The sequence below is a fragment of the Pseudovibrio sp. W74 genome (assembly GCF_001623085.1).
Taxonomy (GTDB): domain Bacteria; phylum Pseudomonadota; class Alphaproteobacteria; order Rhizobiales; family Stappiaceae; genus Pseudovibrio.
This window is the reverse complement of sequence record NZ_LMCJ01000021.1, coordinates 290,385-307,407: the sequence shown is the minus strand read 5'-3', so window position 1 is coordinate 307,407 and position 17,023 is coordinate 290,385. Positions and strand designations below refer to the sequence as shown.

Sequence of the window (17,023 nt, the reverse complement as noted above, 5' to 3'; positions counted from 1 at the left end):
CCAGCCACCATGGTTGTGGCTGGCCCGATGATGACAGGGCGCCACAAAGGCGAGCGCCTCGGCGCTTGCACCGACTGCCGCCGTTTTTGGGCGCAATACCGCGCAGGCACGGTGGATGAGCCCGAGATCAATCAGATCGAAGGCCGATTGGCGACCACCGCCGGCACCTGCGCTGTGATGGGCACCGCCAGCTCCATGGCCGTGATTGCTGAAACTCTTGGCATGATCCTTCCGGGCTCAGCTGGCATCCCGGCAGTGCATGCTGATCGTCTGCGTAATTCAGAGGAGACTGGTGTTGTCGCCGCCAAAATGGCACTTTCTGAGAACGCTCTGACACCAGACAAAATCATGACCCGTGAAGCGGTCGAGAACGCTCTGCGCGTATTACTCGCCGTTTCCGGCTCGACCAACGCGATCATCCATCTGACGGCAATTGCCGGACGTCTTGGCATCGACATTTCACTGGACCGCATGAACCAGCTTTCTGATGAGACACCCGTGGTGGTGGACCTGAAGCCGGTTGGTCAGGGGTATATGGAAGATTTCCATTCCGCTGGCGGTCTGGATGGTGTTCTGGACGCGATCAAAGACAAAGTGCATCGCAGCCCGATCAACATTGAAGGCGTAAGCCTAGGGGATCGTCTGGATACACCAAAGGCTGATCCATTTGACCACAACGTGATCCGCACTGCTGACAATCCGGTTGACCCGCAAGGAGGCCTGATCGCACTGAGTGGCTCACTGGCACCAGAAGGCGCAATCCTGAAACGCGCTGCCGCAACGCCTGAACTGCTGGAGCATGAGGGCAGGGCGGTTGTGTTTACGTCTCTGGAAGACCTCGCCAATCGCATCGATGACCCTGATCTGGACATCAACGCCGATGACGTCATGATACTGCAAAACGCAGGCCCGCGCAGCCCATCTGGCATGCCAGAAGCAGGCTATTTGCCAATCCCGAAGAAGCTGGCCCGTGCTGGCGTGAAGGATATGGTGCGTATTTCGGATGCCCGCATGAGCGGCACAGCCTTCGGCACCATCGTGCTGCATGTAACGCCGGAAGCTGATCTGGGCGGGCCGCTGGCACTGGTGCAAAACGGCGATCGCATTCGCCTCTCTGCCAAGGCCAAAAGCATCAGCCTGTTGGTTTCAGAGGAAGAATTGGAACGTCGCCGCGCGGCCTTCACCTCACCAAACCCGGAACCAGCCCGCGGCTATAAGCAGCTTTACCACAACACGGTTTTGCCAGCGACCAAGGGATGCGATTTCGACTTTCTGCAGAAGGTCTGAGAGTATTTATAAACGCAAGTGGGCAGGGTTTCTCTGCTCACTCCTCAGCGCTAAGTTACGCAATTTCAGCTTGCTTTGAAATGCTGGCGATTGTGCGCAGATTACTCATTTCTGAGGAGGTTGGAGACCCACCAGACGGCAGGCGAACTCCCGGCAAAGTGCACACGTCCAGCATCTCTTTCACCACACCTCTGAACCGGATCCACTCCACCACATCCCCTGTGGCAAGGTTGATGACCTGCACTCCGCACCATGGGTCTGCATCGCGTTTCCTCAACTCCTCATCCAACGGCAGGCCTTTGAATGAACCGTCACGCGGCAGGGAGAGGCCAACGATGGCGTGGTTGTTGTGAAACGCCAGTCCGCGTGCGAACCCCGGCAGAAAACAGCGCGGCTGAAACGTGCCACTGGCAAGGTCAATAGTGCCAAGATAGCCCGTGCCTGAGTTAACCACCCACAGCTCACCCTTATGCCAACGCGGTGAATGCGGCATGGAGAGTTTTTCGGTAATGACCTCATTGCTGGCGATGTCAATCAGGCAGCCGCCTTCCTCCCGGCGATCCCGCCACCCGTTGATCACATCAGCCCGGCTGACCATGGTCACATAGGCTGGCTTACCATTCCTAAGCGCAATGCCATTCAGATGGCATCGATCCTCAGCAGCGTGTTTGGAGATGAAATCAGGGGTCCACCAAGGGGCAAACGAGTGGATGGGATGTAAGGTTGAGAGACAGGAGTACATGGTGTTTGCAAAGACGATACTGCCATCGTCCAGGGTCACGATGTCATGAATGTCCAGATCCCCCGTCGTGTGTGCTACACGAGGCACATAATACTTATCCGCGTCTCCCACACGCTGGTCTTGTTCCAGAATATTCTCAAACCGGATCACCTGATTGGCTGTACCGAGGATCAACCGTTGCGGTTCTGCCCAAAGGCCCATGGCGCGGCCCGTGCCGATGGCATGAAAATGAATACCACCACTGGGTTTGACACCCACCAGAAATAACTGCCCTGTTTGATAGGAGGAAATGGCAAGCGAGACCTGATTGGTGCTGAGCCAGATCGCCATGCCACGAGAGCACGAGATATCGTTGGGCTCCAACCGCGCCACTGGTTCTGCATTTTGCGCAGGGTTGTGTGTTGAACCAGCCATCTCATCCCCTTTTAGATTACGCTTGCAACAATCTGGGACTATAGGCCCATCCCGCAGGAGGGGCCTCAGCGAGTTATGAGGGCTCGATATCTACGAGGCTTAGAATTTGATCGTAAAATCTAACTCGATGACATGAATGGTCGCGTTGTCACCAAACTGGCCATTGTATTCTGCATTTACAAAAAGGTTGTCAGCAGCGCGGGCATCAAGGCCAACTTCCAGCTCAAATGCATCCTGCGAGATTGGTGCCCCATCCACTCCAAAGGCAGTGCTGCCCGCAAAGGCCAGCAAGGCCGAAGGATCAACATCTCCATAGGCGTGGCGCCAGCTGAGGGCTGCATTGACGTTGAACAAGTCATAGACGTTATAAGCACCCCGCACACCCAGATTGGTGAAGGTGCTATCAAAACTGCCGCCTTGTTTCGTCAAGGCCGCTGTTCCGCCATTCTCCGCAAAGCCGTCTGTGTGTACGTCGATATAGGAAACACCAAGGAAAGGCTCAAACGCGAACGCCTCCATAACAGGAAACTCATAGTTGGCTTCAGCATAAAACTGCCAACCACGGCCTTTATAGCTGCTGTGCTCACGCTCGTTGATGGTCGAGAAGTCCACCGTTCGCGACCCTTCAAGGAAGTGCCAGTTGTAAATACCCGCCAGAACAAAGCCGATATCTTTGGCCACAGTCTCTCCATAGATGCCGATGGTCCATGTTGTTGCGGAGCCGCTGGAGGAGCGCGCATCCTGTTTTACATTTGTGCGGCCATAACCACCCAGAACACCCGCGAGCGTTTCCTCGGCAAATTCCCGGTCATACCCAAAGAGCAAACCGCCCAAACTGTTATCCAATGACGCGGTATCACTGGTTCCAAACGTGTTGGACCATGCCCCGTAACCAATGCCCCAGAAGTCGTTTCGGCGATCTTCTTCCGGCTCTGTGGGATCTTCCGGAGCAAGCGCCGCTGTCACGGAACCAAGTGAGGCGTCTGCATTGCGGATACGGTTGTTGATCAAGGCCATCCGGCGATAATTGTTCTCAACCAATGCTCCCTGAATGGAGGCATAGATTTCACCGGAAAGATCATCATAAGCCGCCCGCGCTTCAGCTCCATTGGAAAGAGCAAGCACCGCTTGAGGCAAGGGCGCAGAAAGTGGCAAGCTGTCCAAGCCAACACACGCTGCCGAGCGTTGGTTTTCCGTATCTGCCAAACCGCAGAAGTTGCTGGCAAGTTCTGCCGCGCTGAGTGTGACCGTGGTTCCGCCGTAGTTCAACGTCCAGTCAATGAACAAGGTATCTTCCACACTGTCAAACGTTCCAGTGATACCGCCAGCCGCATCAACAATGGTAAAGGTACCAACAGGGGCAAACGTTGCTCCGCTGGTTCGCACTACACCGCCATTCAACGTGCCATCACCGGAAACATCCAATGTATCGCTTGCAGTCATTCCCGCATTGAACGTGACGATATAGGTCCCATTGGCATCATTTTGGAAGTCACCTGTGATATCTGTTTCCTGAACAACATCATCTCCCCCTGGAGAGAGAATACCAGCGTTGGTGAGTAAATTACCTGCACCCAGAATGATCTCATCCCCTGAGTTAAACCTTGCTCCACTCAGGTTGTTGAACGCGTTGGTGCCCGCATCTAAGTCGATGCCATTGGTTGACGTGAGCGTGCCTGAGTTGTTGATCGTGTCATCCCCAGTCCCGCCTTTAATGTCGTCAACAACGCCTGAGATTGCGTTGGTACCAGTCAGGGTAAACGTCGTGTCACCGACTGTCTGAATGTTAATGCCAAACGATTGTGCATTGATGGTGCTGTCTGTCAGGTTGACCTGAAAACTATTCGCCGGATTATTTCCGTCGGCAACCAATATCCCATCCGAGTTTGTACCATTAGCATTGATCGTTCCGCTGTGTGTTACAGTCGCGGTGTTCTCGGAGTACACCATGATACCATGCGCAGCGTTACCACCCGTAGTAATGGTCCCACTCTGATCAATCGTGACAGCTCCCACACCACGAGCGCGGGCAAAGATGCCATCTGCATTGGCTCCAGCCGTCATCAATGCTCCCACGTGCGTAATGTTAACATCACCTGTTCCATCAGAACGAGCAAACAGAGCTCCACTGGATCCACCTGAGGTCTCCACGTTGCCCGTCTGGGTTATCGTTATGGCACCAGTGCTGCTGGATTCAGTGGTCGCATAGATCCCTTCCGCATAATAGTTGCCTGTCGTGGTGATATCACCGGTATGCGTGATCGTAACTTCTTCTGAGAGAATAGATTCAATGCCCCGGCTGTAGTACCCGTCCGTGGTGATATCACCCGTAAAAGTGATAGTCGCAGTATCAGCAAATACAGCTCCGACCCCAGGCTCAAACATGCTTTCGTTCTTAGGGTTATTTCCGCTGTTAAACGTCTGACTATCGACATTCATCACCTGAACACCAGAGGAATACTGGCTCGTTGTCTGAATATCGCCAGAGTGCGTGATGGAAACATCCCCACCAATCGGCTCCACCTCAATAGCGTTCCGGCCATCCGTTATGATGCTGAAATCACCCGTATCGCTGTTGATGGTGATATCGCCATTGGAAACAACCAGGATACCTGGAAACGCGAAGGACGGAGCAATATTCGACGTCACGTTTTCAATGATAAAGTTGGTATAGACGCCCGCTCCCCCGTCGATATCAACCCCAACCGATAAGTCACCTGAACAGGTCACCGTCGATCCATTGATAGAGCACTGGGGTTGAGGCGACACAGATTGCGCGCGCGCTGGCATGATTGCCACACTCGGCAGCACAATGATGGCCGTAGATAGAAGAAGAGATTGATAGAGACCGCCGGTGTTCAACATCCGTGCAGGTCTGAAAGATGTGACGACGCCGCTCATTTAAAACCTCAAGCTACAAAACTAAGGCACTTAAATTTCTCGAGATACGCCGAGTACTGCTCTCTCTTCTGACAATGTGCAGGTTTGTCAGGTAGATACGCGTTAACAGAAGGGGCTGGCCTGCGAATGGTTTTCCATCAACGCAGACCGTTCGATTCCATCAACAAAGAGATAGGGGCAAACCTTAACGGGGCACTCTTTTGTCACAAGCTTTGAAAAGTGAGGGCACTGGTTCAACTGGACTCAACTGACGAGGCGCAAAAGAGATTCATGGCGGAGTCAAGTTGTAGAACTTACTGTCATGCCTATGTGCTGCGCATATTTGTGGAGGTTCGATAAACCCACAGAGGCAGTACAATACATAATTTGTAGGCAGCCCATATTTCTTAACCTACTGTATATGCGTGGGTTTTCATCGTAACAGTGGAAAGCCACCTAAACTCACATCACATATCAGTGAAGGTGCCTAATCAAAACAATCGATAAGGCATTCGTTAACTCCTCTTCAGCTAGGGGATCTCCCTTATATTTGCTTAGGGGAGAGCATCATGTCATTTCTAGGGAGAGTTGTAGGCCATGTGTCTGCTGCCATTGTATTGGGGCTGACCTCATTTCCCCTGAGTGCTGCAGACATCAATTCACTCAAAGAGCAATATCGCAGACCGCTGGAGATCCCGTTTCCAGAGAGCGCGCCGTATTCTCCGCAGATGGCGACCCTCGGCAAGATGCTGTTCTTCGATCCGCGCTTGTCTGGCAATAAAAACATCAACTGCGTCAGCTGCCATAACCCATCTTTTGGCTACGAGGTGCCTGTTCCGACCGCCGTTGGGTCTGCCAACACCTTGCTTGGGCGTCAGGCTCCAACAATCCTCAACGCCGCGTGGGTTGCTCCAATGTTTTGGGATGGCCGTGCCGAGACGCTGGAAGAGCAGGCCGCCGGACCGATCACCAACCCGGAAGAGATGGACGGCAAGTTTGAAGCCATCGTCGAAATTCTGGATGAGATTCCCGGTTACAACAAATGGTTTGGCCTCGTCTTCCCGCAGGATGGCATCACACGCGACACTGTGCTGACCGCAATCGCCACGTATGAGCGCACGGTTGTTTCCGGTTGGTCCCCGTTTGACCGCTGGGTTGAGGGTGACGAGGGCGCGATCTCAACCTCTGCGAAACGCGGGTTTGAGCTGTTTAACGGCAAAGGCAATTGCGCGCCTTGCCATACTGGTTGGAACTTCACCAACAATAAGTTTCATGACATTGGCACACCGACCGAAGACATTGGCCGCGGGCTTTATGAGGAAGACAATCCCAAAGCTCAGTTTGCTTTCAAAACTCCGGGCCTGCGCAACCTGACCTACCGTGCGCCATTCACCCATAACGGCAGTATTCCTGATCTGGAAACCATGATCGCGCATTACAATGCTGGCGGCATAGAGCGTCCATCCCGATCCGAGCATGTACGTCCGCTTGAGCTGTCTGAACGGGAAGTTCAGGACCTCAAGGCATTCCTTGTTTCGCTCACCGCCGAGCGGACTGAAACACCAATGCCAACGCTGCCAAACTAAGGGCCGGATCCATGACTATTCGCAGTAAAATCTTCATTCCGATCCTGAGCCTCATCATCGTCGCTATGGCGCTGATGGCATTCCTCGTCTGGCAGGCAGCCGAAGGCCGTGAAAACCTTGGCCGTGTAACGCTGAAAGCGCTGGAAGCACAGCGCCTTTCCTTCACCATCGTCAACGACTTCGAACACGCCAAAGAAGTTGTCGATACAGCTCTGGCCATGACCACCTTCATCGAGCCCGAAGAGTTTCGCCGCGAGTTCAAAGACATCAACGCGTCTTTGGGTATGGACATTGAGGAGACGCTAGAGGTCGCGCTCAATAACGAAATGCGGCAGGCCGTTGTCTCAGCGCAGACCAGCTTTAAAAACTGGAGTAAAGACGCCGCTATTTTGCTGGGTGTTACTCCGTCGCGCATGATCCCGACCAAAGAGAAGATCGAGCGTCACAATCAGGCACTTCGGGCTTCCATCAACGCAATTGTATCGTCTACAGTTACCGCCAGCCAGTCAGCTTTGGCGCAGGCCAATGCAGAGGCACGACGGCTGAACATCATCTCTCTCAGCTTTGCATTGATCGCAGGTCTTGGCGGTCTTGGTTTTGCTCTCTGGCTGGCTAACAGCCTCAGCAAACCAATCGTTTCGCTCACTTCCAAGATGGATGAGCTTGCCTCCGGCGCGGTTGATGTTGACCTCAATCTGGCTGCCCGCAAAGACGAAATCGGCAAGATGCAGGATGCGGTCATGGTGTTCCGCGAAAATGCCATCGCCCGCCGCGAGTTGGAAGAACGTGCAAAGGCCGAACGCTCCCGCGAACAATCTCGCCAACAGCAAAAAGAAAAGGTTGTCGAACAGTTCCGCGTGGTATTGGAACGCAATGTATCCATGCTCTCCAACCAGTCTATGGAAATGCGCAGCTCTTCTGAGCGCCTGTTCGATGTTGCCAATCAGGCAACCCAGCAGGCCAACAGCGCGGGGGAAGCCTCTGCCAGCGCATCGCAAAACGTAGAGACCGTTGCAGCTGCTGCAGAAGAGCTTTCTGTTTCCATCCAGAAGATTTCTAGCCAATCCACACGCGCTAATACGCTAGTGACGTCTACCTCTGAAATCGCCCAGACCACGGACAACGAAGTCATTGCACTTGCAAAGTCCGCTGAGCAGATTGGAACTGTCCTCAACCTCATTCGTGACATTGCCGAGCAAACCAACTTGCTGGCCCTCAACGCAACCATTGAAGCTGCGCGGGCAGGGGATGCTGGCAAAGGCTTTGCGGTGGTGGCAACAGAGGTGAAAACTCTGGCAAGCCAGACAGCACACGCCACCGAGGAGATCTCAGCGCAGATCAACGACATTCAGAGTTCAACCCGCAGCACCGTAGAAGCCATTGGCTCCATCACAGCGGCGGTGAAAGAAATCAGCGAGCTGACATCCTCCATCTCTGACGCCGTTGAACAACAACAAATGGCAACCGCAGAAATTGCCGAGGCTGTTCAGGCTGCCTCCGACGGAACAGCACTAGCCGCCAGCAACGTTGTCTCCGTCAGCGGCGCTATCAACGAGACAACTACAGAAGCGGGAGCTGCCAACCAGTCCTCAGCCCTGCTGGAACAGGTCACCAACGACCTCTCCGCCGAAGTAGACACCTTCCTCACCCGCATCGCAGAAGAAGACACTCTGCAGGCAGCGAGAGCTTAAGTGAATTAAAATACCCCTGAAATCTTAACCCAGCTTTCCGAGGTATTTTATTGATCATCAACTTTAGTTTGCTAACGGATTGCGTTTAAAGCTTTCCCAAACCCTTGCAATGGAATGTCGACTATCTGCTCTTTTCCCGGGGAAGGCGCAAATTTGATCATCAACTTACTTCCCTTGCTCCAACTTCTTAACAGATCGGCATTGAGCTGCTTAGAGCTGAAGCAGCCACGCGCATCGCATGTATTGATCGGCAAAGTTTCCTGAAGTTTTTCATCTAAGAACAACTGCCAGCCTGCACTCAAGTGAATACCTAAAGGCCCCTGAATCAATAGGTATGGCTTACGATTGCTTGGCGGTGCAACGACCTCAAACTTGAAGAGAAGCTTCTTTGATTTCTTTAAGGATATGGTTTGGACAGCCACGCACCGCAGCCCTGAAGCCTCTCGCGAAACACCTTCACATTTTGTCTGCCAAAATGACGCGCCTGCAGTTGCATCCTGTACGAACCCAGGCGTCATAACTAAGCTACAAGCTAAAAATACCAAAGTTTGAACCCGTACTCGTCTCGCAAACTTATAGGCACTTCCAAACAAACCCATCACCATTTGTAACTGACCCCTGCATGGAGTTGTCCAGACTGTGCTGCACCTGTCGTGATGTAGCTTGCATTGATCTGCGCATTCAGATTGTCAGACAAAGACATGTCTATCCCGAGAGAACCTTCAAAGGCGTTGCGTCCGGATGTTGCAGCAGCAACATCCCATGAAAGACTTCCCAGAGAACTCTTTACCGTTGGAGTATGAGCATTTCCGAAGCCATGCAGCCAAAACGCTCCAGCATTAATATTCAGAAGCGTCTCACCAAGCTCAAACTCACCACCGATTTTTACTCCGAACTTCGTTGAACCAGAGAAACCTTCGAAGGCCTCTTGCTGCAAAGTCACCACTGCTTCACCGCTCTCTTGGAACTTTTTGCGTTTCGCAAACTCTGCACGCAACCCAACGAGTGGTGAGAGATAGAAGGAGTTTGCCGAAGTTTTCGACATCCAGTCAGAAGCCAAATCAACTTCATGTCCTAGCTCAATATCTGCATATGCTGTATATCCAGATGACTTCCCGCTTAGATCATATGATTGGTTCGATAATCGAACCGAACGATCTGCCTCAAAGTTATCCCAGGACACACCTGTCAACACAGTCGCGTAAGTAGAGTCTTGAAGGAACTTTAAATAACCATATCCGTAATAAGACTCTGTTTTGCCCGATCCGTCAGACTTCCCATCAACTGTGTTTGACGAAATCCCGGTTCCGAGCCCTGCAAGTACGTTTTCCGACAGCGGCATGTCGAGACCAAAGAGGAAGCCGCCAGATCTGGATGTAAAACCGTTTGCATATTGATCAGCATCTACTTCAGCATATTCCCCCATAGACCGGGCCCATAAGCCAAACTGACGGCCCCCTTCCACTTGGGAAGGTACCGCATTTTCAAGCACAGCTGTATGCTGCAAGATGCTGTCACGCACCAATCGATTAGCAAATCGTGCACCTGAAATTGATGATGCGTAGATGCTTCCAGAGACTTGCAGAAGTGTATCACTCGTCTGAGAAGCATTTAAACCCAGTAGCCCATTGTACAAACTATCAAGATCAGCATTACCAGTACTCAAACCACTTTGAGCACGCCGTCCATCAAGTGCGTTAGCAACGGCCACAGCATCAAGCTTTCCCGTCCCCTGAGCAAGTTGTGCATAGCTATTTGCAGCAACGTAAACAGTGACGTCGTTTTCATTGTAAACGACATCTAGGCGCCTGTTTTCATTAAGCCCGTTTGTAGGCTGTTTCACCAGTGCATACGCCCCATCAACGCCGCCTTCCGCAGTCACTATACTAAATGAAGTACCAATCTTTGGCGTATAAGTATTCGTCGCAGCCCCAGTAATACCACGCAGTTTCAAATCCAGCGTTCCGCCTGCTGTGTATACACTGTTAGCGCCAGTCAACACCAATCGATCATAGCTGCCCGCACCTGCTCCCGTGCCAGTCCCATCAATTTCAGCAAGGAACGTACTACTTCCATTTTGTGTTACATTCCCATTCACAACCATTGTGCCTGGAGAGTTACCAGGAGAGATTGTTCCACTGATGTCAAGATCACCCTTAACCGATCCAGAACCTGTAAGAACTGCTCCATCTGCAACCATCAACTTGCTGTCGCCGACATCTAAGTTAGAGCCCGAGGCAAGATGAACTTCGCCATCTTGAACATTGAAACCACCATTGAGCTGGTTTTGGTGTCCGGTAAATGTCATTTTACCAGAACCTTTCTTATTCAATGCGCCTGTCCCACTAACTTTTCCAGTTAGAGAAATGTCGTTTCCGTCTGTATCGAAGGTTCCCCCGTCTTCAGCAACATTGAAGTCAACATTCAATGCTCCGCCCGTTGAGACTTTCAATGTCCCCCCCTTGAATGTAGAGGTTACTTTGCCTTCGTTAAGGTCGTCTGTTGAGTAGCTGTCCTGAGCTGTATCAATATCACCGAGGATATCAGCGTCATCTTCAATGACTTTCAGCGCATCATCGATATCAGTTCCAAAGATCAATGAATAAGTGAAAGTAACAGTCTCGCCTGCCAATACGCTTGCCCAATAAAAACCAAGACCGATTGTATCATCACTACTAGAATATTTACCTGCATTACCACCATTGTAGTAAACTAAGCCGGAATCAGACCACGGCCTGCCAATACCTGCGCCAGAATTATCATGCCCTGTCACGAGCCCGATAATAGACTTAGAAGCAAGCGCTTCTGAATAGACAAAGTTATAGTCTTCTTCATTGATTACATAGTTGTTTGTGGTTGAAGTGTCACCAGCTTGCTGAACTACATCTGGGTCGGTGAACACTCCATAATAGACATCCGCCATATCTATATTTGCAGTCATCGAGATAGTCACACTGACGTGCTTATCATCATCGTTGAATGCAATGTCCTGCTCTAAGGCAGTATCTGTATTTGCGTAATTGAAGACAACACGATTGTCAGTTGTTCTGCCGTTGTATTCTATGCCGCTATAGTCCGCTAACGTACCAGGTTCCACGCTCGGAGAAGTATTGTTGGACGTAACTCGAGAAAACTCATTGTACTGTACATCATATCCATAATAGGGACTGCCTGGCGTAAGATAATCGTAGGCATCATTAAAGGTGCCTGTGCCCGTTTCATCATATTGGATTCCCGGTTTGACATTGCTCCCATATCCGAGCGTGCCATTTTCACTCACACCAAATTTGATGTAGTTCCCTTCGAAAATCATGGATCCCGCAGCTAAGGCAGAGTTTTGCGTATCAGCGTATGCGACCGCGCTTAATAGTATGGTCGTCGTGAGCAATAAGTTCTTGAAAAGCATCGAAAGACTCTGATTTTAAACTAGGCATTTTTACGTTAATCAGAACCTATGCACTCATAAATTGCATAGCAATACCTCAAACCAACGTTGCACGGCCTCAGGTATCTCAATCCTAGAGATATCTTCAACACGTCATGTGCGATGAAGAATTATCGATAAAAATAAATTTAAATAAATATTTATTAGATTAATTATTTCAGCACATTAATTCGATGCAGGTTGCATTAATGAAAGTTCTAACAATCACTTCTCGTTACCTGGCTACCCCAATTATTTTCTATCAGGAATTTGGGGGTAAATAGAATAAAAAGTCTACAAACTTCATTTGGCAAGTGATGTTTTCTTAGGCAACCACCTCTCCCACCATTACTACCTTCGGCTGATTGGCACCAAAACTCAAATTCCACCTGTGTTACAAATCCGTACAATTTTTGGGTTGCGTGATTTTCATATTAGAATATTAGAAAGTAATAATTAACAAGTCACAGCAGAGGTGGTCCTGTGACCCATCACAATGCGCCAAACAAAGATCTGCCTTTGGAAGACACGGGCATTTCGTCTATTTTGGGTAATGCTCGCAAGGGTTTGCCATTCAAGCGGATTATTCTGCTTGTTCCTGTCTTCATTGCTATCATGTTCACCGGTGGTGTCATGGGCATGTACTTCCAACCTGCTGGCCTACGCCTGTTTTATGAGATGACAGGGCTGGAGCCGGGCGGCGGAAGCAATCAGAAAATTGCCGTTCCAATCAACACGACAGTGACCAAGGAAGACATCAAAGCGCTGGAAGCTGGTGCTGTGGTGGCGCTTGGTAAGCTGATCCCGCGGGACGGCGTTTCTACCATAGCCTTGCCATTCGGAGCAGGGGATGCCCGCATTGCGGAGTTGCCAATCTCAGTCGGCGATTGGGTTGAGACAGGCACTGTGCTCGCCTTGTTGGACAATCGCCCTTCACTGGAAGCCAGTGTTGAGGCAGCCAAGGCGGAAATAGCGGTTTCTGAAGCTTCCCTCCGGCAGGTCCAGCTCTCTATCACAGCCAGTCAGGTGGAGAACGAAGCCGATCTTAACCGTTCCAAAACCAACGCGGATCTGTCTCAGGCGGAACTGGAGCGCACCAAGTCTCTGTTTGCCCGTAAGGTGGTTACACAAGCGCAACTGGACCGCGCAGAAGCTGAAGCCGAAAGCGCTTTACTGGATGTAGCTCGCAAGGTGGCAACCCTGCAGCGCTACAGTGGTTCAGCCGATCTCTCTCAGGCGGATGTAGAACTCGCCAAACGCAAGTTACAATCAGCTGCAATCGCTTTGCGCACCGCTGAAGTAGACCTCGAAAAATCTGTTGTCCGTGCGCCGTTTGATGGCACCGTGCTGGATCTGCTGGTGCAACCCGGTGAGCGTCCATCTTCTGCAGGCCTCATTGAGTTTGGTAACACCCGCGAAATGACTGCGGAAATGGAGATTTACCAGAACCAGATTGGCCGTCTGAACATCGGCGATGCTGTCATCTTACGCGCAGAAGCTTTGACGCAGGAACTGCGCGGAACGCTGACAGAGATCGGGCTGATCGTCGGACGACAAAACATCATTAGCGTAGACCCCGCCGCAAACACGGATGCCCGTGTGGTGACAGTCGTTGTGACGTTGGACGAGACATCATCTGAACTGGCGGCGAACCTCACCAACCTGGAAATCCTCGGATACTTTCAGCCAGCAAACGATGAGGCAGCGAAGTGACTCGTTTTCTCACATGGATGCTGGGCCGATTGCCTATTGGCTGGTTGCAGTTGACGCACAACAAAGGACGCTTTGCCGCCGCACTGGCTGGGGTGGCTTTTGCCAACGTGTTGGTGTTCGTGCAGCTCGGCATGATGGGGGCTCTGACTGGCTCCACTTTGCAGCCCTATGAGCTGTTTGAGGCGGACATTCTGATTTCCGCATCTGATGCAAAATCCCTCACCGAAGGCGGCAATGTTGCTCGTGTGCACATGCTGCAAGCGTTGACCCTGCCGGAGGTCGCAGCAGCAGCTCCTGTTTACATTGCCAAGGTGGACTGGCGCGTACAGAAAGACCAGATCGCTGGTCTGCAACTGGTTGGGCTTCCCATTGAGGCCATTGACTTCATGGCTCCTGTGCTGCGCCCTCAGTTTTTGCAGCTGGCTTTGCCCGATACTGCACTGGTGGACCGCAAAACACGTGGTGGAACAGAGGAGTTCTTTAACTCCCTCTCACCGGAAACACCTGCTGTGTTTGAAATGAACAACAGGCAGATCAAACTGATCGGCACCTTGCAGATTGGCGCTGGGTTTAGTGCCGATGGCAATCTGGTGATGTCTGACCAGAGCGTCTTGCGGCTCTCACCCTCCCGCAGTTCCGGTGCGCCAGACCACATCTTGCTGAAGGTGCAAGAAGGCGCTTCTGTTGAGCGAGCGGTTGAACTGCTGAAGCAGGTATTGCCTACAGATACCCTAAAAATTCGCAGCTTTGCCAAAGCAGCATCCGACGAACAAGCCTACCAAACCTCAGAAAAGCCAGTGGGCATCATCTTCGGGTTTGGCACCATCATCGGCGTGCTGGTGGGCATTGTCATCGTGTATCAGGTTCTCAGCACAGATGTGGCCGATCACCTGAAGGAGTATGCAACCTTCAAGGCGATGGGGTTTAGTCAAGGGTTCTTCCTCAGCATCATCTTTGAGGAAGCCATGGTCCTTGCAGTGCTTGGGTTCTTCCCCGGGGTGTTTGCTGCCATGGGCATTTACAAAATGCTGGCATTGAAATCCGGTCTGCCTGTGGGGCTCACTCTGGCGCGGGCACTCATTGTATTCCTTGGCACGTTGGCCGCCTGTGCACTTTCTGGAACCATTGCAACGCGTCGATTGGCTCATGCTGATCCAGCTGACCTGTTCTAGGAGGGTCTGATGATGACATACACACCACATGCTCCAATCAGCGTCTCCGGTCTCAACCATTGGTTTGGCGAGGGGGAAGCCCGCAAACAAGCTATATTCGACGTTAACTTCGAGATCGAAAAAGGTAGTTTGACCGTGCTGATGGGGCCGTCCGGGTCCGGTAAAACCACGCTATTGACGCTCATGGGTTGCCTACGTGATGTACAGAAAGGCCAACTCGCCTTACTGGGACATGAACTGCACAGTGCAGACGAGACGATGAAGATCATGTTGCGGCGACGCCTTGGCTTTATCTTTCAGGCGCATAATTTGCACGAAAGCCTGACGGCGACCCAGAACGTACTGATGGGGTTGCAGGTTCACCAAAACGGCGTGAAGGCAACCGTTGATGCGGCACAGCAGGAGAAGGCTGCACGGCATATGCTCAGCATTCTGGGCCTGGAAGATCGCAGTGATTATCTGCCCGCCCACCTTTCCGGCGGACAAAAACAACGCGTTGCTATCGCGCGCGCACTGGTTTCCTCACCAGATATCATCTTTGCAGATGAGCCGACGGCTGCTCTGGACAAGGACACCGGGCTAACAGTGGTCAAGCTGCTCAAAGAGCTGGGAGAGAAGCGTGGCATCACCACGGTGATGGTCACTCATGACAACCGTATCCTGCGATTGGCGGATCGTATTCTGACCATGGATGAGGGGCATCTGGTTGAGGAAGCTGTGCCTGCATGATCTCTCAAACGAATACATGCAAGCGCCCGTTACACCTTGCGACAAACTATTACAACATTCCCGTTGAAGCGATAGTTGGCTCAACTATTCTAACCTCTAGCAAGCTCAAATTATTCTTATACGGGTATATACATAACTAGACTATGCAAAGACAAGAAATAGACAATGGCCGCTAATGCGATGCCAGAAGATTTATTTCAGATAGAACAATCAAAACAAAAACACCCCCATCAAATACTAGGCAATCACCAAACACGGAGAAATCCATGCGTAAACTATTGATCACTGCGCTGGTCGCTATGACTGCAACTTCAGCTTTTGCGGCAGACACAACCAAAGACGACGTCGTAGAAGCCCGCCGCGCTTACTTTACTCTGCTTGGGCATGATATGGGCGCTCTGGCAGCCATGGCAAAAAGCGAAGTTGAGTACAGTGCTGAGAAAGCAAAAGCGGCTTCTGGCAACATGATGACTGTTGCCAGCTACAATGCAGCTGGCCTGTACACTCCTGGCACATCCAACGCCGACCTGCCGGGAAAAACCCGCGCCCTTCCGGTGATCTGGGAAGACATGGCTGGCTATCAGGCCAAGGGAAAAGAATTCTATCAGGCACTTGTTGCATTGAATGATGTCGCTGGCGAAGGTCGTCCTGCATTGGGCAAAGCACTCGGCAAACTTGGCGGCACCTGCAAAGGCTGCCACAAAGAATTCCGCGCGAAGGACTTCTAAAAATGACGGTTGCGAGCGCTGATCATTCTTTGGAAACGCAGAAGAAAACAGGGGCCTCTGTTTGGGACCTGCCACTGCGCCTGTTCCATTGGCTTTTCGCAGGCTGCGTTGCCGCCGCGTGGGGTTTGGGCAAGTTTGGGCCAGACGTGATGACGCTGCACTTCTGGTTTGGCTATGCAGTGCTCGCCCTCATTGTGTTCCGACTGGTCTGGGGGTTCATTGGCTCAGAGACAGCTCGTTTCTCAAGCTTTGTTTACAGCCCCAAAACGCTGTTCTCCTACATCGCAAAACTGCCAAAACGGCAGGCAAGCAACTGGAAGGGACATAACCCGCTTGGCGGCCTGTTCGTTTTCCTTTTGCTTGGAGTGATTGGAGCGCAGGCGGCACTGGGACTGTTCGCAGATCCGGAGGACTACATCAATGTTGGGCCATTGGCCTCGTGGGCGGGGATAGACAGCGCCCGCACTGCATTGGCGTGGCATGGCATATTAGCCCGTGCAACGCTCATTCTGGTGGTTCTGCACGTGGCAGCGATCTTCTTCTACCGTTTGTGGAAGCGGGAAGATCTTGTCACCCCAATGATCACAGGCTATCGAAAAGCCAAGTGATCTTCGCAATAAATCAGACCGGGGCAGCAACATCTGCTCCGGCTTTTCT

Annotated in this window: 12 protein-coding genes; 8 read left to right on the top strand and 4 right to left on the bottom strand. The window is 51.7% G+C overall.

The window, feature by feature from the left end; genetic code table 11:
• On the top strand, positions 1-1,287 hold a 1,287-nt coding region (locus tag PsW74_RS15910; RefSeq protein WP_244277867.1), incomplete at its 5' end, for a dihydroxy-acid dehydratase.
• A gap of 55 nt (positions 1,288-1,342) precedes the next feature.
• Here PsW74_RS15910 and PsW74_RS15905 read toward each other — a convergent pair.
• On the bottom strand, positions 1,343-2,443 hold the full coding sequence (locus tag PsW74_RS15905) for a TIGR03032 family protein (RefSeq protein WP_063287780.1): 1,101 nt from the start codon (positions 2,441-2,443) through the stop codon (positions 1,343-1,345).
• Positions 2,444-2,542: 99 nt separating this feature from the next.
• Complete coding sequence (locus PsW74_RS15900) at positions 2,543-5,344, bottom strand: autotransporter domain-containing protein (RefSeq protein ID WP_208988005.1); 2,802 nt, start codon at positions 5,342-5,344, stop codon at positions 2,543-2,545.
• 548 nt (positions 5,345-5,892) lie between these two features.
• On the opposite strand from PsW74_RS15900, the gene PsW74_RS15895 reads away from it, so the two are divergent.
• Together PsW74_RS15895 and PsW74_RS15890 are read left to right on the top strand one after the other, a co-directional pair.
• The gene (locus PsW74_RS15895; protein WP_063287779.1) at positions 5,893-6,909 is read left to right on the top strand and encodes a cytochrome c peroxidase; all 1,017 of its coding nucleotides are present in this window, start codon (positions 5,893-5,895) and stop codon (positions 6,907-6,909) included.
• Between the two features lie 11 nt (positions 6,910-6,920).
• Complete coding sequence (locus PsW74_RS15890; RefSeq protein ID WP_063287778.1) at positions 6,921-8,600, top strand: methyl-accepting chemotaxis protein; 1,680 nt, start codon at positions 6,921-6,923, stop codon at positions 8,598-8,600.
• Positions 8,601-8,671: 71 nt separating this feature from the next.
• On the opposite strand, the gene PsW74_RS15885 is transcribed toward PsW74_RS15890, so the two are convergent.
• Both PsW74_RS15885 and PsW74_RS15880 read right to left on the bottom strand, forming a co-directional pair.
• On the bottom strand, positions 8,672-9,205 hold the full coding sequence (locus PsW74_RS15885) for an invasion associated locus B family protein (RefSeq protein WP_063287777.1): 534 nt from the start codon (positions 9,203-9,205) through the stop codon (positions 8,672-8,674).
• Positions 9,199-12,006: an autotransporter outer membrane beta-barrel domain-containing protein gene (locus PsW74_RS15880; RefSeq protein ID WP_063287776.1), complete on the bottom strand. Its 2,808-nt coding sequence runs from the start codon at positions 12,004-12,006 to the stop codon at positions 9,199-9,201. Before PsW74_RS15880 ends, PsW74_RS15885 begins: the two co-directional genes overlap by 7 nt.
• 501 nt (positions 12,007-12,507) lie before the next feature.
• Between PsW74_RS15880 and PsW74_RS15875 the strand changes: the two genes are divergently transcribed.
• From PsW74_RS15875 to PsW74_RS15855, 5 genes are all read left to right on the top strand, one after another.
• On the top strand, positions 12,508-13,737 hold the full coding sequence (locus PsW74_RS15875) for an HlyD family efflux transporter periplasmic adaptor subunit (RefSeq protein ID WP_063287775.1): 1,230 nt from the start codon (positions 12,508-12,510) through the stop codon (positions 13,735-13,737).
• On the top strand, positions 13,734-14,909 hold the full coding sequence (locus PsW74_RS15870; protein WP_063287774.1) for an FtsX-like permease family protein: 1,176 nt from the start codon (positions 13,734-13,736) through the stop codon (positions 14,907-14,909). The genes PsW74_RS15875 and PsW74_RS15870 overlap by 4 nt, the downstream gene beginning before the upstream one ends.
• A 9-nt stretch (positions 14,910-14,918) precedes the next feature.
• Positions 14,919-15,638, top strand: a complete 720-nt coding sequence (locus tag PsW74_RS15865) for an ATP-binding cassette domain-containing protein (protein ID WP_244271736.1) — start codon at positions 14,919-14,921, stop codon at positions 15,636-15,638.
• A 266-nt stretch (positions 15,639-15,904) separates the two neighbouring features.
• Positions 15,905-16,366, top strand: a complete 462-nt coding sequence (locus PsW74_RS15860; protein WP_063287773.1) for a cytochrome c — start codon at positions 15,905-15,907, stop codon at positions 16,364-16,366.
• A gap of 2 nt (positions 16,367-16,368) precedes the next feature.
• The gene (locus PsW74_RS15855; RefSeq protein WP_063287772.1) at positions 16,369-16,974 is read left to right on the top strand and encodes a cytochrome b/b6 domain-containing protein; all 606 of its coding nucleotides are present in this window, start codon (positions 16,369-16,371) and stop codon (positions 16,972-16,974) included.
• Positions 16,975-17,023 lie beyond the last annotated feature (49 nt).